The organism is Pseudomonas sp. 5P_5.1_Bac1, from assembly GCF_025466015.1.
Classification (GTDB): domain Bacteria; phylum Pseudomonadota; class Gammaproteobacteria; order Pseudomonadales; family Pseudomonadaceae; genus Aquipseudomonas.
This window is the reverse complement of sequence record NZ_JANLNX010000104.1, coordinates 21870-47978: the sequence shown is the minus strand read 5'-3', so window position 1 is coordinate 47978 and position 26109 is coordinate 21870. Positions and strand designations below refer to the sequence as shown.

Below are 26109 nucleotides of genomic sequence, written 5' to 3'. Positions count from 1 at the left end.
CCGAAAAGCCCTGCCACCAAATGGCGCAGGACTTGCTTGTAACGGATTAACCGATCCGGAGCCGCCGATGAGCACAATAAAAACAGCGTCCGCCACCGCGACCTCTAACCCCCGCCTTGCCCGGGAACGCCTGTCCGTGGAAGGGCAACTGCCCGATGGCTTCCTGCGTGCCGAAATCGACGCCTCCTGGCGCCGTAGCCTCGGCCATGGGGTTACCGGTAACGCCGGGCAGGAAGTCGCCCTGACTTCCGCCGCCAGCCTCGACCTGCTGCTGGCCAACAACCGCCCGCTGCTGGACGCCGCGACCGCCGAACTCGATTACCTCGGCGCACGCCAAGGCCAGGACAGCCTGATCATCCTCGCCAATGCCGACGCCACCATCCTCACCATCCACGGCGAATCCGCCGTGCTCAAGCGCCGTGGCCTGGGCGATATCTCCCCCGGCACCTGCTGGAGCGAAGCCGCCCGCGGCACCAACGCCCTCGGCACCGCGCTGGTGGAAGCGCGCACGGTGCAGATCGATTGCGGCGAGCACTTTCTCGAACGGCTCAGCGATTTTTCCTGCACCTCGGTGCCGATCCACTGCCCGCAAGGTGAGTTGCTCGGCGTCCTCGACCTGACCCGCCAAGGCCCGCTGGGCCGCCTGCCTGACCGAACCGCGCTGCTGGCGCTGGCGGTCAGCCAGATCGAAAGCCGGCTGTTCAAGAGCAGCTTCCCCGAACAGATCGTGCTGGCCTTCCACAGCCGGCGGCAGTACCTGAAATCCTGCTGGCAGGGCCTGCTGGCGGTGAGCCTGGACGGGCATATCCTCGCCGCCAGCAACCAGGCCTGCCAGTTGCTGCGCAGCGACCGCGCCAGTTTGATTGGCCAGCGCTGCGACGGCCTGCTGGGCATGCGCCTGGAGCAATGGCTGGCGCGTTTGCAACCTGGCCAGGTCGACAGCGTCGAGACCGCCAAAGGCGCCTTTTACTACAAGACCCTGCAAGTGCCGCAGCGTCCGCTCGCGGTGTCGGTTCCGGCGCTGGTCGCCCGCGTCGCCCCCGCTGTTTCCACCACGCCGTCGCTGGAAGCACTCGGCGCCGGCAACAGCCGGTTTGCCCGGGCGTTGCGCATGGCCCGCCAAGGGCTGGCCAATGACTTGCCGGTGGTGCTGCTGGGCGAAACCGGCAGCGGCAAGGAAGTGGTCGCCCGCGCCCTGCATCAGGAAAGCGCCCGCGCCGGCAAACCCTTTATCGCGGTGAACTGCGCGGCGATCCCCGAAGGGCTGATCGAATCGGAACTGTTCGGCTACCGCGAAGGCGCCTTCACCGGCTCGCGGCGCGGCGGCATGGTCGGGCGCCTGCAGCAGGCCCACGGCGGCACGCTGTTTCTCGATGAAGTCGGCGACATGCCGCTGGCCTTGCAGGCCCGGCTGTTGCGGGTGTTGCAGGAGCGCAAGGTGGCGCCGCTGGGCGCGGCCCAGGAGCAGGAACTGGACATCGCGCTGGTCTGCGCCACGCACCGCGACCTCAAGCGCCAGGTGCAAGACCAGCAGTTCCGCGAAGACCTCTACTACCGCATCAACGGCATCAGCGTGCAGTTGCCGGCCCTGCGCGAGCGCGAAGACCTCCCCGCGTTGATCGACAGCCTGCTGGCCCGCCTCGGCGGCCAGGGCGTGCGGCTGTCTGCCGAAGTGTCGCGGTTGTTCGCCGGCTATCACTGGCCGGGCAACATCCGCCAACTGGAAATGAGCCTGCGCCTGCTGCTGGCGATGCGCGAAGACGGCGAGCAGGAACTCGGCCTCGATCATCTGCCAGACAACCTGCTGGACGAGCTGCGCGCCGGCGAGCCACCGGTCAACCGCGACAACCTGCGCCACAACCAGCACGACCTGATTCGCCAGGCCCTCGACCGTCATCACGGCAACGTCTCGGCGGCTGCCGATGCGCTGGGCATCAGCCGCGCCACGCTGTACCGCAAGCTCAAGCAGATGCCGCGGTGATGCAGCGTCTGCTCTCGCGCCTGATCGAGCATCAGGACCGTCCCGCCCTGCACGACGCACTGGGCTGGTTGTACAGCTTCGTCCGCCCGCAGCGGCTGGCCATCGTCGGCCTGCTCGGGTTGTCGATGTGCGCCACGGCGCTGGTGCTGGTGCAGCCGTGGCTGACCAAGCTGCTGATCGACGACGGCCTGCTGGCCAAGGACTTCCCTAAGCTGGCGCTGATCGCCGGCCTGATGGTACTGGCCGGGATCGTCGGCACGCTGTTGTCCGGGCTCAACCGCTACCTGCACACCCGTCTTTCAGGGCGCATTCTGTTCGCCTTGCGCGACGAGCTGTATCGGCACCTGCAACGTCTGTCGCCGACCTTCTACGGCCAGCGCCGGCTGGGTGACCTGATGTCGCGGCTGGACGGTGACGTCGCCGAGATCCAGCGCTTTGCCGTGGATTCGCTGTTCTCCGCCGTGTCCAGCGTGATCGGTCTGGTCTGTGCGTTGGCGATGCTGCTGGTGTTGTCGTGGAAGCTGGCGCTGCTGGCGCTGGTGCTGATCCCGCTGGACGTGCTCTGGCTGCGCTGGATGCGGCGCAAGGTCGAGCGTGAGGTGCGGCAGTTGCGCGAGCGTTCGGCGGACGTTTCGTCGTTTCTGGTGGAGACCCTGCCGGCGATGAAATTCATCCAGTCCGCCGGCCAGCAGCAACGCGAGGCCCGCCGTCTTGATGGCCTGGGGCAGGGCTACATGGGCCAGTTGCTGCGGGTGCAGGTCACCGAATTCTTCACCCAGGCGGTGCCCGGCACGCTGACCTCGCTGTCCCGCGCCTGCGCGTTTCTGGTGGGCGGTTACTGGGTGGTGCAGGGCACCTGGCAACTGGGCGCGCTGATCGCGTTTTCCACCTACCTCGGCATGGCCGTCGGCCCGGTACAAAGCCTGCTGGGCTTGTATGTGGCGATGCAGCGCATGAGCGTCAGCCTTGGCCGGGTGATGGAGTTGCGCGGCGTTGCCCCGGAAGTCGACAGCCCGGTCCACACCCGGCCGATGCCGGACCGCGGCGACCTGCATTTGCGCGGGGTGTGCTTCGCCCACCCGGGGCGCCCGCCGTTGTTGCAGGATGTCGGCGCGAGTATTCCCCACGGCAGCAAGGTCGCCCTGCGCGGTATCTCCGGTGCCGGCAAATCCACCTTGATCGACCTGCTGCAGCGCTTCTACGATCCGCAGTCGGGGCAGATCCTGCTGGGCGGCGTCGACCTGCGCGAACTCGATCTGCACGCCTTGCGGCGGCGTGTGGCGGTGGTCAGCCAGGACATCGTGCTGTTCCGTGGCAGCCTCGCCGACAACCTCGCCTACAGCGTGCCGGATGCCAGTCGCGAAGCCATTGCCGAAGTCGCCCGGCTGGCGCAACTGGACAGCCTGATCGCCAGCCTGCCGGAAGGCCTCGACAGCCCGCTGGGCGAGCGCGGCCAGCAGTTGTCGGGCGGTCAGAAACAGCGTATTGCTATCGCCCGCGCACTGCTGCAGGACCCGCTGCTGCTGGTGCTGGACGAAGCCACCTCGCAAGTTGACGAACACACGGAGCGTGAAGTGATTGCCGCGATTGACCAACTCTTTGCTGACCGTACCCGCATCCTGGTTAGCCACCGTCCCTCGACCCTGGCCGACGCCAGCCTGCATCTGGTCCTGCGTGAGGGTCGCCTGCACGTTCTGACGGAGGCCGGCCATGCGTGATTTTCGGGTTGGCGTGGTCGACAGCGGCACGCCCCTCGCGCGGATGGGCGAGGCGCGGCGTTTCCAGTTGGCCTCGGTCGGAATCAGCCAGCAGCCGCCGCTGGAAGATGCCCTCGGCCACGGCAGCGCCGTGGTGCAACTGATCGCTGCGGGTGCCGGAGACGTGCCGATCCATGTCGCCCAGGTCTTCGATCAGCGGGGTGTCACCACTGCCTTGCAGGTCGCCGCCGGGATCGACTGGCTGGTGAGCTGCGGCGTGCGCCTGATCAACCTCAGTCTTGGCCTGCGCGAGGACCGTCCGGCACTGCGTGAGGCCTGCGCGGCGGCGATCAAGGCCGGCGTGTTGATCTGCGCCTCGACCCCGGCGCAAGGCGCGCCGGTGTATCCCGCCGTTTATCCCGGTGTGTTGCGCATCACCGGCGATGCGCGTTGCCAGCCCGATGAGTGGAGCTGGCTGGACACGCCCCAGGCCGATTTCGGTGCTTGCGTGCGGGCCCGCGAAAGCCCGCTGTCCGGCGCCAGTTTTGGCTGCGCGGCACTGACCGGGCACATCGCCGCCTTCCTGCGCGACCAGCCTCACGCGAGCAACGCCCAAGTGATGGCGTGGCTGCTGTACAACGCCCAGTACCGTGGGCGCGAATACAAAGGCCAGGCATGACATCCATCGTCGTGCTCGGCGCCGGGCCTGCCGGTGCCGCTGTTGCCCTGGGCCTGCGCCGGCTTGGTTTCGAGGTGTGTGTGGTCAGCGAATGGCGACGCTTCGCGGCGCTCGAAGGGGTGTCGCAACGGGTGCTGGAAGCGCTTCGCGGCGCCGGGCTCAACCGCGCATTAGCGGTGGCGAGCGAACCGTCGCGGCGGCACGCGCGCTGGAACGGCGAGGCCCATGACCGCAATGTCGAATTTCTGCTGGACCGTCCGCGTTTCGACCAGGGCCTGCGCGACGACCTGTACCACGCCGGCGTTCGCCTGATCGAAGCGCGGGTGCTTGGCGTGCGGAGCGAAGCTGGCGGGGTGACCGTCGAACTGGACGGCGCGCCCGCGTTGTCCGCTGATTTCTACGTCGAAGCCCGCGGGCGCCAGGCCCCGCAACACGACCGTTCCGTGGGCCGTGCCTGGCGCGGGCCGGAAACCCTGAGCCTGCTGAACCGCTGGCAGGGCGAGCCCGGTGCCAGCGCCAGCGCCGTGGAAAGCCAGGCCGATGGCTGGATGTGGATGGCTCGGCAGGCCGATGGTCGCTGCTACTGGCAGTGGACTCTGGACGTCTCCGGTACGGCATTACCGGACAAATCCGCGCTGCTCGATTTCTGCCGCGAACGCCGCTGGCAATCGCCGCTGGCGCGGGCGTTTTTCGCCGCGCAGGACGAACGCGACCTGCAACTGCACGCCCGCAGCAGCACGGCGATCCTCACGCCAGTCTGTGGCGGCGACAACTGGCTGCGGGTGGGCGATGCGGCGATGGCGGTGGACCCGTTGTCGGGCAACGGCATCTTCCAGTCACTGTCCTCGGCCCTGCAGGCGCCGGCGGTGATCAACACCCTGCTGACCCGCCCGGAACGCCGCGACCTGGCGCTGCGGTTTCATCAACAGCGGGTCGAGCACCTGTTCTGGCGTTTCGCCCGGCTCGGGCGGGATTTCTATATCGAGGAACAACGCTGGGCCGACCAGCCGTTCTGGCAGGCGCGGCGGCAATGGCCGGACGCCGAACCGATGCATGCCGACGTGGACTTCGCCGACTTGCGGATAGAACAGGCGCCAGTGCTGCGTGACGGTCTTGTGGACCTCGCGCACGTGGTGATCAGCCCCGATCAGCCATTGGGCATCTGGCACCTGAATGGTGTGGAACTGGCGCCGCTGGTCAGCCGGTTGCGCACTGAACCGGCCGATCAAGTGCTGGCGCCGCTGAGCCCGGAACAGCAGCGCCACATCCGTGGCTGGCTGCTGAGCCAGGGCTACCGTCCCTGATTCTTAAAGCTTGATCAACACCGATTTCAGCTCGGTGTAGTGCTCGATCGCCGCGGCGCCCATCTCGCGGCCGACGCCGGACATTTTGTAGCCGCCGAACGGCAGCGCCGGGTCCAGCGCGCTGTGGCAGTTGACCCATACCGAGCCCGAACGAATCTTCGGAATCATCCGGTGCACGGCGCCGAGGTTGTTGGACCAGATGCTCGCGCCCAAACCGTACGGGCTGTCATTGGCCAGGCGCAGGGCCTCGGCTTCGTCGTCGAACGGCATGGCCACCAGCACTGGGCCGAAGATTTCTTCCTGCACCAGCGGGTGTTTCTGATCGACATCGACGATCACGGTGGGTTTGACGAAGTAACCGGGGCCGAACTGCTCGCCACCGCAGGCGATGGTGGCGCCGCTGTTGCGGCCTTGTTCGATGTAGTCGAACACGCGTTTCTGCTGGCGGGCGGAGATCAGCGGGCCCATTTGCACGCTGGGGTCGAGGCCGTTGCCGAGTTTCATGCTGTTGGCGATGCCGGCGATATCGGCCACGACGTTGTCGAAGTGCTTGCGGTGCACATACAGCCTGGAGCCCGCGCAGCAGACCTGGCCCTGGTTGAAGAAGATCGCCTGGGCGGCGCCGGCGGCGGCGATGGACAGGTCGGCGTCGGCCATGACGATGGTCGGCGATTTGCCGCCCAGTTCCAGGGTGACGCGGGTCATGTTGTCCATCGCCACTCTGCCGATCTGCTGGCCGACGGCGGTGGAACCGGTGAAGGTCAGTTTGTCCACGCCGGGGTGGCGGGTGAGGGCATCGCCGGCGACCACGCCGGTGCCGGTGACCACGTTGAACACGCCCGCGGGGTAACCGGCTTCCAGCACCAGTTCGGCCAGTTTCAGCGCGCTCAGCGGGGTTTCGTCGGCGGGCTTGAGCACCACGCTGCACCCGGTGGCCAGGGCCGGGCCGAGTTTCCAGCAGGCCAGCAGCAGCGGGAAGTTCCAGGCGACGATGGCGCCAACCACACCCACCGCTTCGCGGCGCACGAAACCATGGAACTCGTCGTTGGGCATCAGTGGCAACGACACCTCGACGGTCTGGCCCTCGATCTTGGTCGCCCAGCCGGCCATGTAACGCAGGAAGTCGATGGCCAGTTGCACGTCCATGACTCGCGCCACCACCGCGCTCTTGCCGTTGTTCAGGCATTCGAGCTGGGCGAGGATTTCGCCGTCGCGCTCCATCAGGTCGGCCAGTTTCCACAACAGGTTCTGCCGTTCGCGCGGGCGGGTCCGGCTCCAGGCCGAATCATCGAAGGCCTGGCGCGCGGCGCTCACGGCGCGACCGACATCGGCGGGCGTGGCTGCCGGCACCTGGCACAGCACCTCGCCGCTAGCCGGGTTGCGCAGGGTCAGGCGTTCGCCGTCGCTGGACTCGACCCAGTCGGCGCCGATCAGCATGGTCGGCGCGCGTCGGATGAACGCCTCGACGGCAGGGTGCAGGGGGGCAGTGGTGGACATGGCAAACCTCGTTCTTGTGAGTGATTGCCAGGGCGGATCGCAACCGCTGTGCCAAGTGCCGGGTGTCGTCCTGCAGCGCTGTGAATCCAAGGGGTGAAACGTTGCCGCAGCCTGGCTGCTGTCGCACACCGGCCGTCGCAAATTGCGACAGGCGCTGAGACATTCTCAGCGGCCTGCGACAGCCGTCTCACGCCGTCTCAGTTGTCGCGAATTTAGCCGCGAGGCCCGTGTCATATGGTCCGCGAAGCCCCTGATACGGTGCTTCCGGCTCTTGGCACACAATATGTATCGGCCCTTGCAAGCTGCTCTTCGGTCCGTGCTCTGCCGCTGTACGGCCGACAGAAGAGACCTATAAGAAGTGTACGAACAATAAGAAGAACCCCCGTGGAGGTCAGTCATCGATGAAGAGAACACTCAGGTTCGCCAGCGCTGGAGGAATGCTGGCAATGGCCGTCAGTCTTGCCTTGCAGCCCCAGGTCAGCCAGGCCCGCGAAGCCCAGGCGATCCTCAAGGAAACCTGCCAGGGCTGCCACCTGCCCGAAGGTGACAACGCCTTGAGCCGCATCAGCCACCAACGCAAAACCCCGGAAGGCTGGCTGATGACCATCGGCCGCATGCAGACCATGCACCAGTTGCAGATCAGCGACGAAGACCGCCGCACGCTGGTCAAGTACCTCGCCGACACCCAGGGCCTCGCGCCCAGCGAAACCGACGGCGTGCGCTACGCCCTCGAACGCCGCCTGAACACCGTCGAGCAGATCGGCGAACCCACTCAGCAAATGTGCGCCCGCTGCCACTCCGGCGCGCGGATCGCCCTGCAGAGGCGTCCGGCCAAGGAGTGGGAACACTTGGTCAACTTCCACCTCGGCCAGTGGCCGTCGCTGGAATACCAGGCACTGTCCCGCGACCGCGACTGGTTCGACCTGGCGAAGAAAGACATGGTGCCGCTGCTGGCGCAGCAGTACCCGTTCGACAGCAAGGCCTGGAGCGACTGGCAGAAGTCGATGCCCAAGGCCGCGACCCTGGCCGGCACCTGGAGCTTCAGCGGCCACCTGCCGGGCAAGGGCGAACTCAACGGGGTGATGAACGTCAGCCCGGAATCCGGCGATCGCTTCAAGGTCAGCCTCGACGGCCAGTACGCCGACGGCACGCCTTTCAAGGGCCAGGGCACGGCGATGCTCTACAGCGGCTATGAATGGCGCGGCACCGTGGACGTGGATGGCGTAAGCATGCGGCAGGTGCTCGCCGCCAATAACGGCCAGCTCACCGGCCGCATGTTCGAAAAAGCCCACGATGAACGCGGCCTCGATTTCGTCGCCGCGCAGCAAGGCTCGCCGCGTCTGCTGGCGGTGCAGCCGGGTTATGTGAAGGCTGGCAGCGAAGCCGAGTTGACCCTGGTCGGCAGCGGCCTGAATGGCACGCCGTCGTTCGGCAAGGGTGTGCAGGTGCTTGAAGTGTTGGAGAACACCCCGCAGCGCGTGCGGGTCAAGGTCAAGGCCGCCGCCGATGCGCCGCAGGGCCTGCAGGCGGTCAGCGTCGGCAAGCTCGGTGGCCCGCAACTGGCGGTGTACCGCGAGATCGCCGAAGTGAAAGTGGTCCCGGCGTTCTCCGTGGCGCGGGTCGGTGACAACGGCGGTTCCACGCCGAAGGTGCAGGGCCGCTTCGACGCCGAGGCCTGGGGTCAGGGCGCCGATGGCAAGGCTTACCGCATCGGCGTGTTCCCGGCGCAATGGAAAGTCGAGCCGTTCGACGACCGCGCCCGCGAGGACGAGGACGTCAAGTTCGCCGGCATCATGCAGGCCGACAGCGGCGTGTTCACCCCCGGCGACGCTGGCCCGAACCCGGCACGGAAGATGTCCACCAACAACGCCGGCAACCTCAAGGTCATTGCCGCCGTGGACGACGCCGGCAAGGCGCGTACCGGTGAAGGTCAGTTGATCGTGACCATCCAGCGCTGGAACAACCCGCCCATCCCGTGACACGGCGGTTTGACCTGGCCACATCCGAATGTTCTAGGAGGTTGCGATGGGCGCGATTCTGAATTTGGTAGAACGCAATCTGCATGAAGTGCGGGTCGATGACGCCCGCATGCTGTTCCACATTCCCAGCAGCTCGCTGTTCGCCAGCGATGCCCTGACCGGGGAAATCATCGACGCACTGCGTCATGAAAGCTGCTCCAGCGATGCCCTGGTGCAACGCCTGGCGGCGCGTTTCGATGGCGTTGAAATCAACGAGACCCTGCGCGAGTTGATCGCGCTGGAACTGGTGAGCGACGGCTCGCCGCTGAGCCCGGAAACGGCGCTGAAAAAGGTTGAGCGCACCGCGCTCAATACCGTGGTGCTCAACGTCAACACCGGCTGCAACCTGAGCTGCACCTACTGCTACAAGGAAGACCTGGACAAGCCCTCGGCCGGCAAGCGCATGGAGGTCGAGACCGCAGTGGCCTCGGTGGAAATGCTGCTCAAGGAGTCGCCCGACGAGCCGTTCTACACCGTGGTGTTCTTCGGCGGTGAGCCGCTGAGCAACCGCAAGCTGATCGAGTACATGGTCGATTACTGCGAGCGGCGTTTCAGCGAGGCGGGCAAGCGGGTCGACTTCGTCATGACCACCAACGCCACCTTGCTCACCGAAGAGATCGTCGACTACCTCAATGCCCACCGCTTCGGGCTGTCGGTGAGCATCGACGGGCCGAAGACCGTGCACGACCGCAACCGCATCACCGTGGGCGGGCAGGGCACGTATGACGTGGTGCGGCGCAAGGCCGACATGCTGCTGTCGCGCTACGACAGCCGCCCGGTTGGCGCGCGCGTCACCCTGACCAAGGGCGTGACCGATATCGAGACCATCTGGAACCACCTGTTCAACGAGATGGGTTTTGCCGAAGTCGGTTTCGCCCCGGTGACCTCGGGCGACATCAGCGACTACAACCTCTCGTCTGAGGAGCTGATCGAAGTCTTCGCCAACATGAAGGCCCTCGGCCGCAAGTACCTGGAGGCGGCGCTGGAGCACCGCAACATCGGCTTCTCCAACCTGCACCAGTTGCTCACCGACATCCACGAAGGCCACAAGAAAGCGCTGCCGTGCGGCGCCGGGCTGAAGATGCTGGCGGTGGACCACAAGGGCGAATTGAACCTCTGCCACCGCTTCACCGGCTCCAGCCTGCCGACTTTCGGCAACGTGCACAGCGGCGTGAAGCAGGTCGAACTCAACGAGTTCCTTTCACAGCGCCTGGACCGCACCAACACCGGCTGCGACACCTGCCGCATCCGCAACCTGTGCTCCGGCGGCTGCTACCACGAGAGCTACGCCCGCTACGGCGACCCGACCCATCCGACCTACCACTATTGCGATCTGATGCGTGACTGGGTGGACTTCGGCATCGAAGTCTACAGCCGGATCATGGCCGAGAACCCGGCCTTCATCAGCCGCTACATCACCTCGCGCAAGGTCCACTGACATGAAGCATCTCAAGCCGATCAACAACAAAGCACTGAAGCTGGAACAGGCCGCCGAGGAAAACCGCATCGAAGAAGTGCTGGCGATGAACTCGGTCGCCGGCTGCGCCTCGACCACCGACCCGGGCTGGGAAATCGACGCCTTCGGTGGTGTCTCGTCGCTGTGCCAGCCGATGGAATCGGACCTGTATGGCTGCTCCGACCCTTGCTGGTGGCCGGCCCAGGTGCCGGACATGATGAGCACCTACCCCGACTGGAACAAAGATGCCCAGGCCTCCGGCGACAACTGGCGCAACCTCGGGACCGTGTTCCCGGACGACAAATGAGCCCCCAGGCAGACAAGAAGAGGGATATCCGCATGCTTCAGATTGCAACCCGCGGCCTGGCCGCCCTGGTGGTGCTCGGCGCCGGTTCGGCGATGGCCGCCGACGAAGGCAAGGCGCTCAACGCCGGCCACGAATACATGGTCACCACCAACTACCCGAACAACCTGCACGTCATCGACCTGGCCAGTGAAAAGCTCTACAAGACCTGCCAGATGCCCGACGCCTTCGGGCCGGGCTCGGTGCAGATGTCGCCGGACAAACGCATCGCCTACGTGCTGAACAACCACTACGCCGACATCTACGGCGTCGAGCTGGACAGTTGCAAACAGGTGTTCCATGCGAGCATCAGCCAGTTGCCGGGCGAGAAAGCGCGGTCGATGTTCTCCTTCACCATCAGCCACGACGGCAAGGAAATCTACACCGTCGCCAACCCAACCAAGATGTTCAGTGCCCACTACGAAGTGCAGGCACCGCGGCTGGACGTGTACGGCACCGATGGCGGCCTCAACGCCAAGCCGCTGCGCAGCTTCCCGGCGCCGCGGCAACTGACCATCATGCAGGGCGGTGACGACGGCAGCCTGTACGTGGCCGGGCCGGACATCTACAAGGTTGATGTGAAGACTGGAAAATTCGACGTCATCGTCCCCAGCCGCAACTGGAAACGCCCCAACTACAGCGCCCCGGACGTGCTCTACGTGTGGAACCAGCAGACCTACCGGCATGATTTCTCGCTGCTCTACACCGCGTCGAAATTCAAGGACGAAAAACAGGACCCAGCGACGGCCGAGTACGTGTACGGCTTCTTCAACATCGACCTTGCTACCGGCAAGAGCCAGACCGTCGACTTCGGCCCGCTGACCGAAATCTACTTCAGCGGCATGCGTTCGCCGACTGATCCGAACGTGGTGTATGGCGTGCTTAACCGCCTGGCCAAGTACGACATCAAGGAGAAAAAACTGATCAAGGCCGCGACCCTGGATCACTCGTACTACTGCGTCTCGATGAACAAGGCGGGGACGCGGATCTACCTGGCGGGCACCTACAACGACATCGCTATTTTTGATGCCGATAGTTTGGAACCGAAGGGCAAGATTCAGTTGTCTGGGGGGGATATGGCGATTACTACGGCGCAGGTGTTTGTGCGGTAAGCGTTTTGTATCGCGGTGGTTCGTTGATTCTCGAACCGCTGCGAAGCTTCTTCCTGCGGGTCTGTAACCGGGCTCAGGTCAATTGAGAGGTCGCGGAGGCGCTGGTGAACTGGTAACGCACGGGTTTGTTGAGTTTTTTGACTCGCCCTTCTTCCACGGACTGCTTGAGCCAGTCGTTGAGCAGGCTCTTGGGCAAATGCCATGTTCTTGCCAGCTCATCAACACTCAGCGCTTCATCGAGTTGCTGCATCTTGAGCAAAAATAGTTGGTAGAAATCCAGCTCGCTCGCGCTTGTGGTGTCTACGGCGGCGGGCTTTACCTCGGGTTCAGCCTGGACGGGTTGGCCGTTGTCATTTGCAGATGATTCTGACACTTGATACGACGACCGTGCGCTGTTGTGTTCGATCAGTCCCTGCACATGGATCGAATCTGTGCGGGTCTCCAACCATTGGCCGCCCTTGCCAACCAGTTGCGAGTTACCGGCATCGGCATTTGTATTTGGCTTGACCCAGAGCGGCACCCACGCTTTTTTCAGGTTTTCGATCGCACCGTTCCAGGTACCTCCCGAAATGCCTGAGTGCACAACCACTGCGGCTTGACCAATGCAATAGATGTACTTGTTGCGGGCCATCGCGTTGCCGGTATTGAAGCCTGCTTCGGGGTAGAACGGCGAGACCAGGACCAGATTGCCGTTCATCAGGCCCTGGCGCCATTTTGAAGAAATGGCGGCCGTCAGCAGGCTGTCTGAAAGAACGCCGACCACGGTACCGTTGTTCTCCACGCCCGCGAGCATGGCCGTTTCGTCGATACCTTTTGCTCCACCCGATACGACCGTACAACCCGACTCGACAATGCTTCTGCCAAGGCGTCGAGTGTAGTGGAGGTCTTCTTCCAGGGCGTTTCGCGATCCCACGACGCTGATGCCCATGCAGTTGAGCAACTGCGGATTTCCGCAACCGAACAACACCGGCGGTGCATCGTTGCGCAAGCGATGCTTGAGCGATCTTGGGTAATCGGCGTCCGAGCGAGTCAGTACCCATATGCCGGCGCGAGTCCACTTCTCGAGCGCCAACGCCATTGCGTGGCCACGGCCGAGCAAGAGCTTGATGCGCTCCAGCGGTATCTTGCTGACGTCCCACCCCTGCAACAGCCCGTGAGGGTCGTTGGTCACCAGATCCGCAGGCGTTTTCCCGTTTTCGTTGAGCCAGTGAGCAAAGCGCCCCCACTCGGTTGGCGTGAGGGGTTTGACGCTGTCTTTTCCCGGCTTCGAGAAATAAGCAGTGAGCAGAAGAATGGCTTGGGTGTTGGAGTTCATCATGCCTTGCTTGCCGTGGAGGAAATCGCAATCGGGTAGACCGGACCGCTACCAGCCCTGCGCAGGAGAGCCGAGATGACCGTCAAGGTCCAGCCGGAGTCGATCATGTCGTCCACCAGCAGCACCGGTCCGGCAAGGATACCCTCACCGACTTCGAAAACCCCGTCGAGATTGCGACATTGATGGAAACGGTTGTTCTGGTATTTCTGCGGTTCGTTGTTTTTCACCTTGCTCACGCAACTGACAAAGGGGATGCCGAGCGCGTCCGCCAGCCTGCGGGCAAAATCAGGCACCAAATTGGGGTGGCCCAGCGAAGGTACGCAGCAAAGCCATGTCGGTTTGGGCTGTGGTAACCAACGCCGCCTGATCATCGTGGCCATCGCTTCAACCAGACTCCTGTCGAAGTGCTCGTTTTCCTTGCATTGCGCGGCCCGCTCACCCCAGCCACCATCACGCCAGCGTGACAACACCCGGCCTTCCTCAGCCTGTAACTCGGCGGGCAGATTGGTCGGGAATTTATAGTGCGTGAACGCGCCACTGGCCAGTTGCTTTCGGGGCTTTATCGGAAATTCGGCCTGTCGAATAAATGTCGCAGCCCGGTGTGCGAGTGCAGGATCGATCTGCAGGGGCAGTAGTGAATCGCCCACGCAGTTCGCACACTTTCCACACGGCTCATGCTGAGGATCATCGAGAGCCTTGCGCAGGAAAGACATCAGACATCCCTGTTCGCTCAGGTAGCTCTGAACTTGTGACCATTCCTCCTCACGTCGTTGTGTCAGCCGATCGATCCGCTTCTGGTCAAGTTGGTAAGGTCTGGGAACCCGGTGCCAATAACCATCGACCTTGATCAGTGGGGCTGGATTTTCCACGCTGAGGAGCTTGAGGATTTTTTCGATCTGGCCGCTTGGCAGGTTGCTGTGCTCCTCCAGTTCGCGAACTTTCAAACCATCGTAATGCTCAAGCGTGCCCAGCACATGTGCAACCTGGCCGGCAGTAGGGAACGCGCTATTGCGGAAAAACGCATGAATGGCGTCATCCTCGGTTCCCGAGAGCAAAATCCCCAGCGCATGATCAATACCCCGTCCCGCGCGACCAACTTGTTGGTAGTAGTCCACGACCGAGCCTGGCGCCTGATAGTGAATAACGAACCCAAGGTCCGGTTTGTCGTAACCCATGCCGAGTGCACTGGTTGCTACCAGCACCTTAATTCTGTTGGTGAGAAGGGCATCTTCCAGATGTTGGCGATAGGCATCCGGGGTGGCGAAGTCTTCGTGGCGGATATCGCTGTGATAGGCCGCCGCGGAGATTTTCAGGCTGCACAGCCAGGCTGCGACTTGCTCGGCGTCACGCTGAGTCAGGGCGTACACGATTCCTGTGCCAGGCAGGATCGGAATGGTCTGCCCAAGCCAGCCCAGGCGCATTGCCTGATCCCGCATCCTCAGATTCACCAGGGAGAGGCTCTCCCGCACCAAAGGACCTCGCTCCACCGCAATATCACCAAACTGCTGACGAATATCCTGGATTACCCGGTTATTCGCTGTCGCCGTGGTTCCGAGTACCGGCGTATTGCGTGGGAGAAAACCCAGGATATTGGCGATGCGCCGATAGTCCGGGCGAAAATCATGGCCCCAGTCGGAAATACAGTGCGCTTCATCAATCACCATCAGCCCGATGCGGTCGGCGACAGGGTGAAGAATCCCCTCGACGAATCCATCATTGGCCAAGCGCTCCGGTGAGATCAGCAGGCAATCCACCTTGTCCGCCAGTACGTCGCGTTTGGCTTTTTCCCAATCCTGGGTATTGGTGGAGTTGATAGTGACCGCGCGGATGCCCAGTCGTCTGGCTGCCTCGATCTGGTTGCGCATCAAGGCCAGCAGCGGTGAGACGATCAGCGTCGGGCCGTGCCCGCGGTCTCTCAGGATGCGAGTGCTGATGAAATACACGGAGCTTTTGCCCCAACCGGTGCACTGCACCACCAGCAGTTTTTTCTTCCTGTTGACCACGGCATCAATGGACTCCCACTGACCGTCCCTGAAGTGTGCCGTATTGTTTCCGAGCGCTATCCTGAGCAGGTTTTCCGCTTCGTCGCGAGTCATCCCAAGTCCTTTTAATGAGTGGCCTTCATGGCACAAACCCTTGAGAGAACCGGATCTCTCAAGGGCTTCAGTCGGATGTTGCGCTCAGCAGATTAGCAGTTCGTCGCGAGGTACTCAGAATCAGGCTCAGTAAAACCGCCGCGGATCCGAAGCCCCCGCCAGGCTCGCCAACTGGGTCAGCGCAAACTTCAATTCATCCTCGCGGGTCGGTGACATCAGCACCACCCGCACGCCGCGTGTCTCGCCGTTGCGCTCGGGCTGGAACTGCGATCCGCTGAGCACTTTCACGCCCTGCGCCCGCGCCAGGGTGGTGAATTCATCCGCGCTCCACGGCTCCGGCAGTTCCAGCCAGAGGTGATAGCTGTGAGCCTCGGCCTTGATTCGCAATCCCGGTAGCAGCTCGCGCGCCAACGCCTGGCGGCGCGCCGCTTCTTCGCGCTGAAGCCGCACCAGTTTCAATTCCAGCCCTTCGGCAATGATGTTGCTCGCCAGTTGCGCGGTCAGCGGCGACGGCATCCAGACGCTGCTGCGCACCATCGCTGTCAGCCGCGACAGCAGCCGCGGCGGGCTGTACAGGTAGCCGATGCGCAGCGCCGGCAGCACCGACTTGGACAAGCTGGTGAGGTACACCGAACGCTCCGGCGCATAGCTGGCCAACGGCCGAAGCGAGGTGTCGCTGGCAAGGAAACCGTAGATGTCGTCGTCCAGGATCAGGAAGTCGAACTCTTCGGCAATCGCCGCGATCTCCGCCCGACGTTCATGCGACATGGTGGCGGTAGTGGGGTTCTGGCAGGTGGCGACACACACCAGCATCGTCGGGCGTTCACGCTGGCACAGCTCGCGCAGCGACGCCGGGATGATGCCTTGTTCGTCCATCTCAACGCCGCGCAGGCGCCGTTGCAGGCTGTGGGCCAGGGAGATGATCCCCGGGTAGCACAGCGACTCGCAGAGGATCAGGTCGTTGTATTCGGTCAGCGCGCTGATCGCCACCAGCAGCCCGTGCTGGGCGCCGGCGGTGATCACCACCTGTTGCCATACGGCGTCCGGCAGCGAGTGCCGCAGCCATTGCGCGCCGGCTTCGCGGTGCGCTGGATGACCGCCGTCGGGGGCGTAATCGAGGGTCTGGGCGAAGTCGGTGCCGTTGGCCAGTTCCACCAGCGCGCCGCGCAGCCAGGACGTGGCGGTGTCGCCGGCGGGTTTGATGATGGACAGGTCCAGCACCTGCGAGCTGCCCTGCAACGGCGAGGTCGCGATGGCGGGCGGCGCGCTGATCTCGGCAGCAGGCACGGCGCGGACGTAGGTGCCGCGGCCGACTTCACCCTGCAACAACCCGCGCCGCTGCGCCTCGCTGTAGGCGCGGCTGACCGTGCCCGGCGTGACCTGCAGCGCCTGGGCCAGCTCGCGCAAGGTCGGCAGGCGTTCGCCGGGGCTGAGCAGACCACTGGCGATATCCCGCGCCAGGGCATCGGCAATCGACAGGTAAACGGGTTGGTTGAAGGCGTTGAGCAGGGGGACCCACATGGACATTGCTACCGATAAAAACAATGGCGTCGAGCCTATCACATCGCAGCAATCGGCCCGATGGGGCGATCAATACAGCGCTGTCGGCGACAGGGTTGAGGGAGAAGATATTTCAAAATGTTTAATTGAGTCTATTGAATTGATTCGATTGAATCGAATAGATTTGAAATGAATCGAATCAATTTGCTCCCCGCTCGCCACTGGAGACTGTATGGAAACGCTGAGAAAAGACTGTTCGCTGTCGGCGATTGTCGCCGGGTTGATCGCTGTGATCATTTCCTACGCCGGCCCGCTGATCATCGTGTTCCAGGCCGCTCGCGAGGCGCAGTTGTCGCCCGCCGAGGTGTCGTCGTGGATCTGGGCGATTTCCATCGGCAGCGGCGTCACCGGCCTGTTGCTGAGCTGGCGCCTGCGCGCGCCGGTGATCACCGCCTGGTCCACGCCCGGCGCGGCCTTGCTGGTGTCGATGCTGCCGCAGGTGTCGCTGGCCGAAGCGGTGGGGGCGTATATCGTCGCCGCGCTGGTCATTGCGCTGGTCGGCTTGAGCGGCGCCTTCGACAAACTGATGAGCCGCCTGCCCAAGGCCATTGCCGCGGCGATGCTGGCCGGCATCCTGTTCCGCTTCGGCGCCGAGCTGTTCACCTCGATCAAGGTGCAGCCGTGGCTGGTGCTGTCGATGTTCGCCAGTTACCTGGTGTTCAAGCGCCTGTCGCCGCGCTACGCGATTCTCTCGGTGCTGATCGTCGGTTGCGCGGTGGCCGGGCTGCTCGGCCAGTTGAACGGTGCGGCGCTGACCCTGGCCCTGGCCGAACCGGCCTTCATCGCGCCGCAGTGGAGCTGGCACGCGATCATCAACATCGGCCTGCCGCTGGCGCTGGTCAGCCTCACCGGGCAGTACGTGCCCGGCATGGCGGTGATGCGCAGCGCCGGCTACACCACCCCGGCGCGGCCGATCCTCGCGGTGACCGCCATCGGCTCGGTGCTGCTGGCGCCGTTCGGCTCCCACGGTTTCAACCTGGCGGCGATCACCGCGGCCATCTGCACCGGCCGCGAAGCCCACGAACAACCGAGCAAGCGCTACATCGCGGGGATCGCCTGCGGGGTGTTCTACATCCTCATGGGCACCTTCGGCGCGACGTTGGCCTCGGTGTTTTCCGCCTTGCCCAAAGAGTTGATCGCCGCGTTGGCCGGGCTGGCGCTGTTCGGCGCGATCATGACGGGGCTGGCGGGCGCCATGGCTGATGAAAAGCAGCGTGAAGCGGCGCTGATCACCTTCCTGGTGACCGCCTCGGGCATGAGCTTCCTCGGCTTGGCCGCAGCGTTCTGGGGGCTGATCTTCGGCCTGGTTGCCCATTGGGTGCTGAGCTACACCCGCCAACGCAGTGCCGCGGCCGCCGCAACCCCTGCCAACTGAGAGACAGCTCTCGTCTGTGATGCCTGCGCGTTGTAAGGCGCCCGCCGGACGGCGATAATGGCACATTGCTATTTAGCTGCTCCGGCGCCCTTGTTTCACCCTCCCGTGCGATCAGCGCAACAGCGTGTCTCCCCGGCTCAAGCAATGGTTGCGCGCTGCCGATAGCGTAGCGAGGGTTGCGGGTGATCGTGCCTCCCTTGCGGCGATGCCGGGCCTGTCCTTGCGTGTGCGGGCGTCTCAATTATTTCAATGACAGGTTTTGTGGATGCTGGTTTACAGCCAAAAGAGTTTTCTGATCGTCGACGACTTCACCGATTTCCGGACGTCGTTGCGATCGATGCTGCGCGAAATGGGCATCAAGGACGTCGACACCGCCGAAAGCGGTGAAACCGCCCTTCGCATGTGCGCGCAGAAGCGCTACGACTTCGTCCTGCACGACTTCCACATGGGCGACGGCAAGAAGAACGGCCAGCAGGTGCTCGAAGACCTGATGCTGGACAAGCTGATCAGCCACGAAGCGATCTTTGTCATGATCACCGCTGAGAGCAGCCAGGCGGTGGTGCTCAGCGCCCTCGAATACGAGCCCGACGCCTACCTGACCAAGCCCTTCAACCGCGTCGGCCTGACCCAGCGGCTGGACAAACTGGTGCAGCGCAAAACCCTGCTCAAGCCGATTCTCCAGGCGCTGGACCGTGGCCGCCCGGCCGAAGTGCTGGTGGCCTGCGAGCAGCTCTGCCGCCAGGACCCGCGCTTCGCCCCGCTGTGCCTGCGTTACCGCGCCGACGCCATGGCCGCGCTGAACCGCCATGAAGAACTGGAGCGGTTCCTCAAGGCGATTCTGGCCAACCGCCCGACGCCCTGGGCCTACGCCGCACTGGGCAAACTGATGTTCAAGCGCGGCCAGGTCGCCCAGGCCCAGGACGTCTACGAACAGGCGATCAAAAGCTTCTCGATGATGCCCGGCCTGTACGACGGCCTCGCCGAAGTGCTCACCGCCAGCGGCGAACACCGCCGCGCCCAGCATGTGCTGGAAGACGCGGTGCGGCTGTCGCCGCTGGCGGTCAAGCGGCAGATGCTGCTGGGCAAGCTGGCCCTGGGCAACGCCGACTTCGACAGCGCTTCGCGGGCGTATCGCCAGGCCGTCAGCCAGGGCCAGAACTCGCGCTTCAAAGACCCGGAAAGCAACCTCGGCCTGGCCCAGGCGCTGATCAGCAAGAACGCCGGCAACGGTCTCGATGCGCGTACCCGGGTCGAGATCAACCAGGTGCTCGGCGATGTCGCCAAGGAATACGGCGAAGACCAAGGCCTGCAAGTGCGCGCCCGCCTGATCAAGGCCACCGGCCTGCAGCAGGCCGGCGACGCCGAGACCGCCGCCAAGCTCACCGAAGCGGCCATGGCCCGGCTCGACACGATGGACCAGTTCTTCTCCGCCGAAGCCGCCCTCGCCGTGGCCGCGCAGCTCAAGCAACTGGGCCAGGAAGACGCCGGCAAGTCGATCCTGAAAAACTGCGTCGAGGTCTACGGCGACGACAACGCGGTGATGAAAAACATCGCCAAGCTCACCGACGATCCTTCCATCCTCGGCGCTGGCAACGAAGCGGTCGACCTCAACCGCCAAGGTGTGCGCAGCTATCAGGGCGGGCAGATGAACGAAGCCCTGGAACTGTTCCGCAACGCACTGAAACTGCAACCGAAGAACATCAGCATCGCCCTCAACACCGCCCAGGCGCTGCTGCGTCTGGGGGGTGAGCAACCGGCGGCGGCGGTGCTGCAGGAATGTCGCGATTGCCTGGCCAAAGTGGCCGGCATTCCCGATACCGATCCGCGCTATGAGCGCTACCGCAAACTGCGCATCCGCGCCGTGGGGACATGATGTCTAAGCAATCGGGGCTGGATTTTTCCACGGTGATCGCCTCCACCGTGCACGACATGAAGAACTCCCTCGCCATGCTCATGCAGGCCCACAGCCAGTGGCAGGCACGTCTGCAGGACCAACAGCACCACGCGCCGGAGCAGGTGGTGATCGAGCACGAGTTCGCCCACCTCAACGGCATGCTCGTGCAGTTGCTTGGCCTGTACAAACTGGGCATCAACCAGTTGCCGATGCTCCCTGACTACCACGACCTCGATGACTTTATCGGCGGGTTGCTCGCTGGCTACGAGGGCATTCTCGTCAGCCGCGACATCGTTGCCCGCTTCGAGATTGATCAAGCCGCGCCGCTGGGGTTCTTTGACCGCGAGCTGGTGGGGTCGGTGGTGTCCAACATCATCAACAACGCCACCCGCTATGCCGGGCACGCGTTGCTGGTGACGGTGCGGGAAGAGGGCGAGATGCTGGTCATCAGCATCAACGATGACGGCACCGGCTTCCCCGCCAAGATGATTGAGCAGCAGGAGCAGTACGTGCAGGGCATCGAACACAGCACAGCGAGCACCGGCCTGGGCCTGTACTTCGCCGCCCGCATCGCCGCGCTGCATGAGCGTAATGGCGTGCAGGGCCGGATCGAAATTGCCAACGGCGGGGCGTTGGGGGGCGGGTTGTTCAGGATGTATTTGCCGTGAGGGATGGTGGCTTTTCTGCTGACCTGTGGCTTGCCAGCGATGAGGCCTTCAAGCCCAACCAGATCAGTGATGCAACTCGATATTCCCATCCTCCACCTGCCGATACACCGTGTACGGCAAGACCAGGGTGTCCAGCGCCCCTGATAGCGCGATATCCCAGATCACGAAGGGAATGGAGGCTGGCGCGCCGGGGGCCTGGGCGGTGGCGTTGGGCTCACCATTGAGAATGCAGAAGTTGTAGACCGCTCCGCTGTAGATCCGTGGAACGGAGGCGCAGTGGGTGCCCCATTCCTTGAGGTTGCGCGCGGTAACGTCATCGCCCCGAACAACGGTATTGATCGTTCCGCAACCCGAGAGTGAAAGGCCAAGAATGGCGAGGATTGGCTTGGTCAGGTTCATGAGGCGCTGCTCCGAGAGTGAAGCGGGTAATTAATCCCCGAGTGCTTGCGCCAGGCAGTCAGGCATTGTTCACAGCGCTATCGGATGTTGTCAGAAACTGATGTGGGACATTTCGTGCAGTGACCAGCAAAAGCTGCGAGGACCGGCCTCGCAGCGTTTTTTCACACCGGACACGCTCCGTCGAAGCGGCTTTCGGAACCCTCAAGAACGCTTTGCTGACCCTGAGATGAACCACCCCGCGTGGCTCAACACCCAGGCAAAGCGTTCAGCCGACCATTCCTTCCGATCCGATACCTGACCGTCGCCCAGTTCGACGAGGCGCAGCACGCCGTCCTACCTGAGCACGACGTCAACCGAGAAGAACGGACACGGCGTCGCCGGGCGTGAGCGGCGGGGATGTCTTGAAAATCCCCGACTCGAAATCCTCGAATGAGAACAGCGCGGTTGAAAGTCCGGCCGCGACGGCTGCCTCGAATTCGCCAGCGTACTGTTCATCGGGACGTTTCTTGTCGAACGGGTCACTCGGATACAGCAGGCGCATTGCGTTCGTCCTGTGAGGGGGTGACGCGATAGTACGGGACTTGTCGCGTGGCTTGAAAACACGTGCGCTCGCAACCCGCTCGTCAAGATCCCCAGCCGACGCTTGTTATCCCGCTGGTTTTTCGCCAACAATGTAGAGAATCATTCTCATATCCTCGGTCGCCATGTCCGCTCTCGATTCTTCCTCCCTGCATCAGCTCTACCAGACGCACAACGGCTGGCTGAAAACCTGGCTGCGCACGCGGCTGGGCAATGCCAGCGATGCCGCGGACCTCGCCCAGGACACCTTCGTGCGGGTGCTGGCGGCGCGCAATGTCGAGGCGATCCGCGAGCCGCGGACTTACCTCAGTTCCATCGCCCGCGCCTTGATGATCGACCGCTTTCGCCGTCAGGCGGTGGAGCAGGCGTACCTGGATGTTCTGGCGCTGCGTCCCGAATCGCTGGATATCTCGCCGGAAACCCGCCTGCTGATCATCGAAACCCTCACCGCCGTGGACACCATGCTCGACGGCCTGGGCGAGCGCACCCGCTCGATTTTCCTCGCCGTGCAACTGGAAGGCCTGAGCTATGTGACGGCCGCCGAGCGTTTCGGCGTGTCGGTGACCACGGTGAAGAAACACATGATCCGCGCCATCACCAATTGCCTGTTGCTGGCGCAGGGCTGAGGTGATGCTCGATCGCAATGTGTTGGAAGCCGCCGCTACCTGGTACGTGCAACTGAGCGCGGCGCCGGCGGGCGACCGCGAGCGCGCGGCGTGGCAGGCGTGGCTGGCGAAGGACGCCCGGCACGCCGAGGCCTGGGCGCAGGTGGAACGCTTGCAGCGGCAGTTCGCGGTGTTGTCGCCGGAGGTGGCATTGCCGGCGCTGGCCGGTGTGCGGGCGCGGCGCCGCGCGGTGACCAAGGTGCTTGGCATCCTGCTGGCCGCGGGCGCGACCGGTGCCGCGGTATTCACGGTCGAGCCGCTGTCTTCACGCATGGCCCAGTACCACACCGGCAAAGGCGAGCGCCGCCATCTGCAACTGGCCGACGGCAGCCAGATGACGCTGAACACCGACAGCGCGGTGGACGTGAATTTCAGCAGCGAGTTGAGCGAAATCCGCCTGCACCGGGGCGAAGTGTTGCTGGAAACCGCCAGCGATCCGGCGCGCCGGCCGCTGCTGGTGCACACCCCGGAAGGCAGTGTGCGCGCCCTTGGCACCCGCTTCAGCGTGTTCAGCCATGACGGTCGCAGCGACGTGCGGGTGTTCGAGCATGCGGTGGAACTGCGCCCGTCTCAGGCGCCATCCGCCGTGTTGCGTCTGGACGCCGGCCAGCAGTCGAGCTTCGACCGCCGCCGCCTCGGGCCGGCCGGCGTTGTTCCCGTCGCCAGCGATGCCTGGACCAACGGCATGCTCATGACCCTGGACTGGCGACTGGCCGATGTGGTGCGCGAGCTGGGGCGTTATCGCCCGGGCTATCTCGCGTGCGCCGAAGCGGTCAGCGGTTTGCGCGTGACCGGCGCCTTCCGCCTCGACGACACCGACACCGTGCTGGCGAACCTCGCTGGCGCCTTGCCGATCCGGGTGCGCTACCTGACCCGTTATTGGGTGCGGATCGAGGCGGCGTGAAAAACTTCGCGGCGAGGGGTTGCCGATTTTCATTCTCATGCGGCCAAGCACTGAAGCGGCGATAACTGCCGCGTTTTTTGCCACGCCAACCGAAGGAAATCCGCATGTCCCGTCTTACGCTGCAAGCGGCGAGCCCCCTGGCTCGCGCCGTCCATCTGGCCTTGCTGGGCCTGGTCGTCAGTCCCTGTGTGATGCTGCCGGGCGTCGCGGTGGCGCAGGAACAGGTGGCGCGTTTCGATATCGCGCCGGGCCCGCTGGGCAGTGCACTGGGGCAGTTCGCCAATCGCGCCGGGGTCACCCTGTCGTTTGCCAGCGAACAGACTGCCGGCCTGATGTCGCCGGGCCTGCGCGGCGAGTACAGCGTCGAGGATGGCCTGGCGCGTCTGCTCGAAGGCAGCGGTTTGCAGGTGCGCCGCGAAAGCAATGGCGGCTACCTGCTGATGCCCAAGGCTGCGGCGGGCGACACCGCGCTGGAGCTGACCGCCCTGAGCATTTCCGGCAAAGCGCCGGGTTCCACCACGGAAGGCTCCGGCTCCTACACCACCGAATCGTCCAGCAGCTCGACGCGGCTGAACCTGTCGCTCAAGGAAACCCCGCAGTCGATCACGGTGCTGACCCGCCAGCGCCTCGACGACCAGAAACTCGACAACCTCACCGACGCCCTCGACGCCACCACCGGTATCACCGTGGTGCGCGAAAGCCTGGGCGCCGACAGCACGACGTACCTGTCCCGCGGTTTCGCCATCCGCAACTTCGAGATCGACGGCGTGCCGACCTCGGCGAACATGGACAACTACACCCAGAACACCGCCCTGTACGACCGCGTTGAAGTGGTGCGCGGCGCCACCGGTTTGATCAGCGGCCTGGGCAACCCGTCGGCGACCATCAACCTGATCCGCAAGCGCCCGACCCACGATCCACAGGTGCTGCTCTCGGCCGAAGCCGGCAGTTGGGACCGCTATGGTCTGAGCGTGGACGTGGGCGGTGCGCTGAACGACGCAGGCAACCTTCGCGGCCGCTTCGTCGCCGACCACAAGGACCAGCACGCCTGGATCGACCGCTTCAGCCAGGAGTTGTCGACCCTCTACGGCATCACCGAACTGGACCTGAGCGATTCGACCCTGCTGACCGTCGGCTTCAGCCACCAGGTCACCCACAGCAACGCGCCGATGCGCACCGGTTTTCCGCTGTTCACCCAGGCTGGTGGCATGACCGACTTCAAGCGCTCGTTCAACAGCTCGCCGGACTAGTCCTACTACGATCGCCAGCAGAGCACCCTGTTTACCTCCGTCGAACAGCAATTCGCCAACGGCTGGAGCGGCAAAATCGAGTACAGCCACGCGCGCAACGACTACGACACCGTGGCCACCTACCTCTCGGGCGCTGTCGCGCCGAACGGTAGCGGTGTCTTACTGCTGCCGACCCGCTGGCAGGCGGCGCCGACCCAGGACAACCTCGACGCCTACGCCACTGGCTCGTTCTCGCTGCTGGGCCGCGAGCATGAGCTGATCACCGGCGTCACCCTGTCGCGCATCGAAGAGCGCGGCACGTCGAACTATGGCGGTTGGCAGCGAGCGAATTCCGGTTACGCCGGAGCCATCGACAACATCTACGCCTGGAACGGCAACTCGCCCAAGCCCGTGTTCGCCAAGCAGGGCGCCAGCGACATGACCGAGACCCAATACGCCGCCTACCTGACCTCGCGTTGGCACCTGACCGACGCCGCCAGCCTGATCCTCGGCGCGCGGGTGGTGGACTGGAACCGCGAGAGCAAAAGCTGGCTGTACAGCACCGGCGCCACCACCAAGACCGAACGCACCGAGACCGGCATCGTCATTCCCTATGCCGGCTTCGTCTACGACCTGGACGACACCTGGACCGCCTACGCCAGCTACACGCAGATCTTCAATCCGCAGAACGCCAACATCCGCGACATCAACGGCACGCCCCTCGACCCGCAGGAAGGCACCGGTTATGAAGTGGGCCTCAAGGCCGACTTCCTCGACAGCCGCCTGAACACCAGCCTGGCGCTGTTCCGCGTCGAGCAGGACAACCTCGCCGTGGCCGACGGCGGCAATCTCCAGCCCAGCGGATTCCAGGCCTACAAGGCCATCAGCGGCACCACCAGCGAAGGGGTCGAACTGGAAGTCAACGGCGAACTGGCCGAGGGTTGGCAGGTTACGGGCGGGTACTCGTACAGCGTCAGCTTCAACGACGAAGACAAGCGCATCGTCACCGAAATCCCGCGCAACAGCGTCAAGGTTTTCAGCACCTACCGGCTGCCGGGCGAGCTGGACAAGTGGACCGTTGGCGGCGGGGTGAACTGGCAGAGCGAGTCGGGTTATGCCCTGAGCTACGCCACCACCCAGAGCAGCTATGCCGTGGCCAACCTGATGGCGCGCTACCAGATCACTCCCGCGCTGTCGGCGACGGTCAACGTCAACAACCTGTTCGACAAGGAATACCTGACCACCACCGCGGCCGGGCTGTACGGTGCGCCGCGCAACTTCATGACGACGTTGCGTTATGCGTATTGAGTGAGTCACGGCCTGCCGGGGCGGTGAGTG

The 26109-nt window shown here is 64.1% G+C and carries 21 protein-coding genes and 1 pseudogene; 16 read left to right on the top strand and 6 right to left on the bottom strand.

The genetic code is table 11. The features are described from left to right. Positions 1-67 precede the first annotated feature (67 nt). Genes NTD82_RS22435 through NTD82_RS22420 form a run of 4 tightly spaced genes read left to right on the top strand, consistent with a single transcriptional unit; the run spans position 68 to position 5661 of the window. Positions 68-1981, top strand: coding sequence for a sigma-54-dependent Fis family transcriptional regulator (locus NTD82_RS22435; protein WP_262130290.1), 1914 nt, complete (start codon positions 68-70; stop codon positions 1979-1981). Continuing rightward, a complete protein-coding gene (locus NTD82_RS22430) occupies positions 1981-3699 on the top strand; it encodes an ABC transporter ATP-binding protein (RefSeq protein WP_262130288.1) in 1719 nt (572 codons plus the stop codon). The genes NTD82_RS22435 and NTD82_RS22430 overlap by 1 nt, the downstream gene beginning before the upstream one ends. Next, entirely contained in the window at positions 3692-4357 is a 666-nt protein-coding gene (locus NTD82_RS22425) for a S8 family serine peptidase (protein WP_262130287.1), read from the top strand. Before NTD82_RS22430 ends, NTD82_RS22425 begins: the two co-directional genes overlap by 8 nt. Continuing rightward, entirely contained in the window at positions 4354-5661 is a 1308-nt protein-coding gene (locus tag NTD82_RS22420; RefSeq protein ID WP_262130286.1) for an NAD(P)/FAD-dependent oxidoreductase, read from the top strand. Before NTD82_RS22425 ends, NTD82_RS22420 begins: the two co-directional genes overlap by 4 nt. A 3-nt stretch (positions 5662-5664) precedes the next feature. Here NTD82_RS22420 and NTD82_RS22415 read toward each other — a convergent pair whose 3' ends face one another. Beyond that, on the bottom strand, positions 5665-7158 hold the full coding sequence (locus NTD82_RS22415) for an aldehyde dehydrogenase family protein (RefSeq protein WP_262130285.1): 1494 nt from the start codon (positions 7156-7158) through the stop codon (positions 5665-5667). A gap of 401 nt (positions 7159-7559) precedes the next feature. Between NTD82_RS22415 and peaA the strand changes: the two genes are divergently transcribed. Genes peaA through peaD form a run of 4 tightly spaced genes read left to right on the top strand, consistent with a single transcriptional unit; the run spans position 7560 to position 12087 of the window. Beyond that, positions 7560-9137 carry a quinohemoprotein amine dehydrogenase subunit alpha gene (gene peaA, locus NTD82_RS22410; protein ID WP_262130284.1) on the top strand — a complete coding sequence of 526 codons (1578 nt, stop codon included), beginning with the start codon at positions 7560-7562 and terminating at the stop codon, positions 9135-9137. Between the two features lie 46 nt (positions 9138-9183). Beyond that, entirely contained in the window at positions 9184-10614 is a 1431-nt protein-coding gene (peaB, locus tag NTD82_RS22405) for a quinohemoprotein amine dehydrogenase maturation protein (RefSeq protein WP_262130283.1), read from the top strand. Position 10615: 1 nt separating this feature from the next. Further along, entirely contained in the window at positions 10616-10939 is a 324-nt protein-coding gene (qhpC, locus tag NTD82_RS22400; protein ID WP_095158602.1) for a quinohemoprotein amine dehydrogenase subunit gamma, read from the top strand. Positions 10940-10971: 32 nt separating this feature from the next. Further along, positions 10972-12087 (top strand): quinohemoprotein amine dehydrogenase subunit beta, encoded by a 1116-nt coding sequence (peaD, locus tag NTD82_RS22395; protein WP_262130282.1) that lies wholly within the window; start codon positions 10972-10974, stop codon positions 12085-12087. A gap of 73 nt (positions 12088-12160) precedes the next feature. On the opposite strand, the gene NTD82_RS22390 is transcribed toward peaD, so the two are convergent. The 3 genes from NTD82_RS22390 to NTD82_RS22380 all read right to left on the bottom strand — a co-directional run bounded on the left by NTD82_RS22390 (position 12161) and on the right by NTD82_RS22380 (position 17019). Next, positions 12161-13405 carry a DNA-processing protein DprA gene (locus NTD82_RS22390; protein ID WP_262130281.1) on the bottom strand — a complete coding sequence of 415 codons (1245 nt, stop codon included), beginning with the start codon at positions 13403-13405 and terminating at the stop codon, positions 12161-12163. After that, complete coding sequence (locus NTD82_RS22385; protein ID WP_262130280.1) at positions 13402-15498, bottom strand: RecQ family ATP-dependent DNA helicase; 2097 nt, start codon at positions 15496-15498, stop codon at positions 13402-13404. Before NTD82_RS22385 ends, NTD82_RS22390 begins: the two co-directional genes overlap by 4 nt. A gap of 126 nt (positions 15499-15624) precedes the next feature. Beyond that, a complete protein-coding gene (locus tag NTD82_RS22380) occupies positions 15625-17019 on the bottom strand; it encodes a PLP-dependent aminotransferase family protein (protein WP_262130278.1) in 1395 nt (464 codons plus the stop codon). On the opposite strand from NTD82_RS22380, the gene NTD82_RS22375 reads away from it, so the two are divergent. The 4 genes from NTD82_RS22375 (at position 17018) to NTD82_RS22360 (ending at position 20995) form a co-directional block, all read left to right on the top strand. Then, the gene (locus NTD82_RS22375; protein WP_262130277.1) at positions 17018-17191 is read left to right on the top strand and encodes a hypothetical protein; all 174 of its coding nucleotides are present in this window, start codon (positions 17018-17020) and stop codon (positions 17189-17191) included. The two genes, NTD82_RS22380 and NTD82_RS22375, sit on opposite strands and share 2 nt — an antisense overlap. Positions 17192-17230: 39 nt before the next feature. Further along, a complete protein-coding gene (locus tag NTD82_RS22370) occupies positions 17231-18433 on the top strand; it encodes a benzoate/H(+) symporter BenE family transporter (protein WP_262130276.1) in 1203 nt (400 codons plus the stop codon). A 265-nt stretch (positions 18434-18698) separates the two neighbouring features. Continuing rightward, complete coding sequence (locus tag NTD82_RS22365; protein WP_262130274.1) at positions 18699-20306, top strand: tetratricopeptide repeat-containing response regulator; 1608 nt, start codon at positions 18699-18701, stop codon at positions 20304-20306. Next, positions 20303-20995 (top strand): sensor histidine kinase, encoded by a 693-nt coding sequence (locus NTD82_RS22360; RefSeq protein WP_262130273.1) that lies wholly within the window; start codon positions 20303-20305, stop codon positions 20993-20995. Before NTD82_RS22365 ends, NTD82_RS22360 begins: the two co-directional genes overlap by 4 nt. 63 nt (positions 20996-21058) lie before the next feature. On the opposite strand, the gene NTD82_RS22355 is transcribed toward NTD82_RS22360, so the two are convergent. Together NTD82_RS22355 and NTD82_RS22350 are read right to left on the bottom strand one after the other, a co-directional pair. Further along, on the bottom strand, positions 21059-21394 hold the full coding sequence (locus NTD82_RS22355) for a YceK/YidQ family lipoprotein (protein WP_262130272.1): 336 nt from the start codon (positions 21392-21394) through the stop codon (positions 21059-21061). A gap of 349 nt (positions 21395-21743) precedes the next feature. Next, positions 21744-21935 (bottom strand): hypothetical protein, encoded by a 192-nt coding sequence (locus NTD82_RS22350; RefSeq protein WP_262130271.1) that lies wholly within the window; start codon positions 21933-21935, stop codon positions 21744-21746. Positions 21936-22098: 163 nt separating this feature from the next. Between NTD82_RS22350 and NTD82_RS22345 the strand changes: the two genes are divergently transcribed. The 4 genes and pseudogenes from NTD82_RS22345 to NTD82_RS29165 all read left to right on the top strand — a co-directional run. Continuing rightward, positions 22099-22599 carry a sigma-70 family RNA polymerase sigma factor gene (locus NTD82_RS22345; RefSeq protein ID WP_262130270.1) on the top strand — a complete coding sequence of 167 codons (501 nt, stop codon included), beginning with the start codon at positions 22099-22101 and terminating at the stop codon, positions 22597-22599. 4 nt (positions 22600-22603) lie between these two features. Then, positions 22604-23542, top strand: a complete 939-nt coding sequence (locus NTD82_RS22340; RefSeq protein WP_262130269.1) for a FecR domain-containing protein — start codon at positions 22604-22606, stop codon at positions 23540-23542. A 104-nt stretch (positions 23543-23646) separates the two neighbouring features. After that, complete coding sequence (locus NTD82_RS29170) at positions 23647-24792, top strand: TonB-dependent siderophore receptor (protein WP_315974970.1); 1146 nt, start codon at positions 23647-23649, stop codon at positions 24790-24792. A gap of 18 nt (positions 24793-24810) precedes the next feature. Further along, positions 24811-26079: pseudogene (locus tag NTD82_RS29165) on the top strand (TonB-dependent siderophore receptor); the annotation flags it as partial. Positions 26080-26109 lie beyond the last annotated feature (30 nt).

What these genes read in the sequence shown, in the direction of transcription:
- NTD82_RS22435 (WP_262130290.1), top strand. Translation starts at nt 68, where the DNA reads ATGAGCACAATAAAAACAGCGTCCGCCACCGCGACCTCTAACCCCCGC.
- NTD82_RS22430 (WP_262130288.1), top strand. Translation starts at nt 1,981, where the DNA reads ATGCAGCGTCTGCTCTCGCGCCTGATCGAGCATCAGGACCGTCCCGCC.
- NTD82_RS22425 (WP_262130287.1), top strand. Translation starts at nt 3,692, where the DNA reads ATGCGTGATTTTCGGGTTGGCGTGGTCGACAGCGGCACGCCCCTCGCG.
- NTD82_RS22420 (WP_262130286.1), top strand. Translation starts at nt 4,354, where the DNA reads ATGACATCCATCGTCGTGCTCGGCGCCGGGCCTGCCGGTGCCGCTGTT.
- NTD82_RS22415 (WP_262130285.1), bottom strand. Translation starts at nt 7,158, where the DNA reads ATGTCCACCACTGCCCCCCTGCACCCTGCCGTCGAGGCGTTCATCCGA.
- peaA (WP_262130284.1), top strand. Translation starts at nt 7,560, where the DNA reads ATGAAGAGAACACTCAGGTTCGCCAGCGCTGGAGGAATGCTGGCAATG.
- peaB (WP_262130283.1), top strand. Translation starts at nt 9,184, where the DNA reads ATGGGCGCGATTCTGAATTTGGTAGAACGCAATCTGCATGAAGTGCGG.
- qhpC (WP_095158602.1), top strand. Translation starts at nt 10,616, where the DNA reads ATGAAGCATCTCAAGCCGATCAACAACAAAGCACTGAAGCTGGAACAG.
- peaD (WP_262130282.1), top strand. Translation starts at nt 10,972, where the DNA reads ATGCTTCAGATTGCAACCCGCGGCCTGGCCGCCCTGGTGGTGCTCGGC.
- NTD82_RS22390 (WP_262130281.1), bottom strand. Translation starts at nt 13,405, where the DNA reads ATGATGAACTCCAACACCCAAGCCATTCTTCTGCTCACTGCTTATTTC.
- NTD82_RS22385 (WP_262130280.1), bottom strand. Translation starts at nt 15,498, where the DNA reads ATGACTCGCGACGAAGCGGAAAACCTGCTCAGGATAGCGCTCGGAAAC.
- NTD82_RS22375 (WP_262130277.1), top strand. Translation starts at nt 17,018, where the DNA reads ATGGACATTGCTACCGATAAAAACAATGGCGTCGAGCCTATCACATCG.
- NTD82_RS22380 (WP_262130278.1), bottom strand. Translation starts at nt 17,019, where the DNA reads ATGTGGGTCCCCCTGCTCAACGCCTTCAACCAACCCGTTTACCTGTCG.
- NTD82_RS22370 (WP_262130276.1), top strand. Translation starts at nt 17,231, where the DNA reads ATGGAAACGCTGAGAAAAGACTGTTCGCTGTCGGCGATTGTCGCCGGG.
- NTD82_RS22365 (WP_262130274.1), top strand. Translation starts at nt 18,699, where the DNA reads ATGCTGGTTTACAGCCAAAAGAGTTTTCTGATCGTCGACGACTTCACC.
- NTD82_RS22360 (WP_262130273.1), top strand. Translation starts at nt 20,303, where the DNA reads ATGATGTCTAAGCAATCGGGGCTGGATTTTTCCACGGTGATCGCCTCC.
- NTD82_RS22355 (WP_262130272.1), bottom strand. Translation starts at nt 21,394, where the DNA reads ATGAACCTGACCAAGCCAATCCTCGCCATTCTTGGCCTTTCACTCTCG.
- NTD82_RS22350 (WP_262130271.1), bottom strand. Translation starts at nt 21,935, where the DNA reads ATGCGCCTGCTGTATCCGAGTGACCCGTTCGACAAGAAACGTCCCGAT.
- NTD82_RS22345 (WP_262130270.1), top strand. Translation starts at nt 22,099, where the DNA reads ATGTCCGCTCTCGATTCTTCCTCCCTGCATCAGCTCTACCAGACGCAC.
- NTD82_RS22340 (WP_262130269.1), top strand. Translation starts at nt 22,604, where the DNA reads ATGCTCGATCGCAATGTGTTGGAAGCCGCCGCTACCTGGTACGTGCAA.
- NTD82_RS29170 (WP_315974970.1), top strand. Translation starts at nt 23,647, where the DNA reads ATGTCCCGTCTTACGCTGCAAGCGGCGAGCCCCCTGGCTCGCGCCGTC.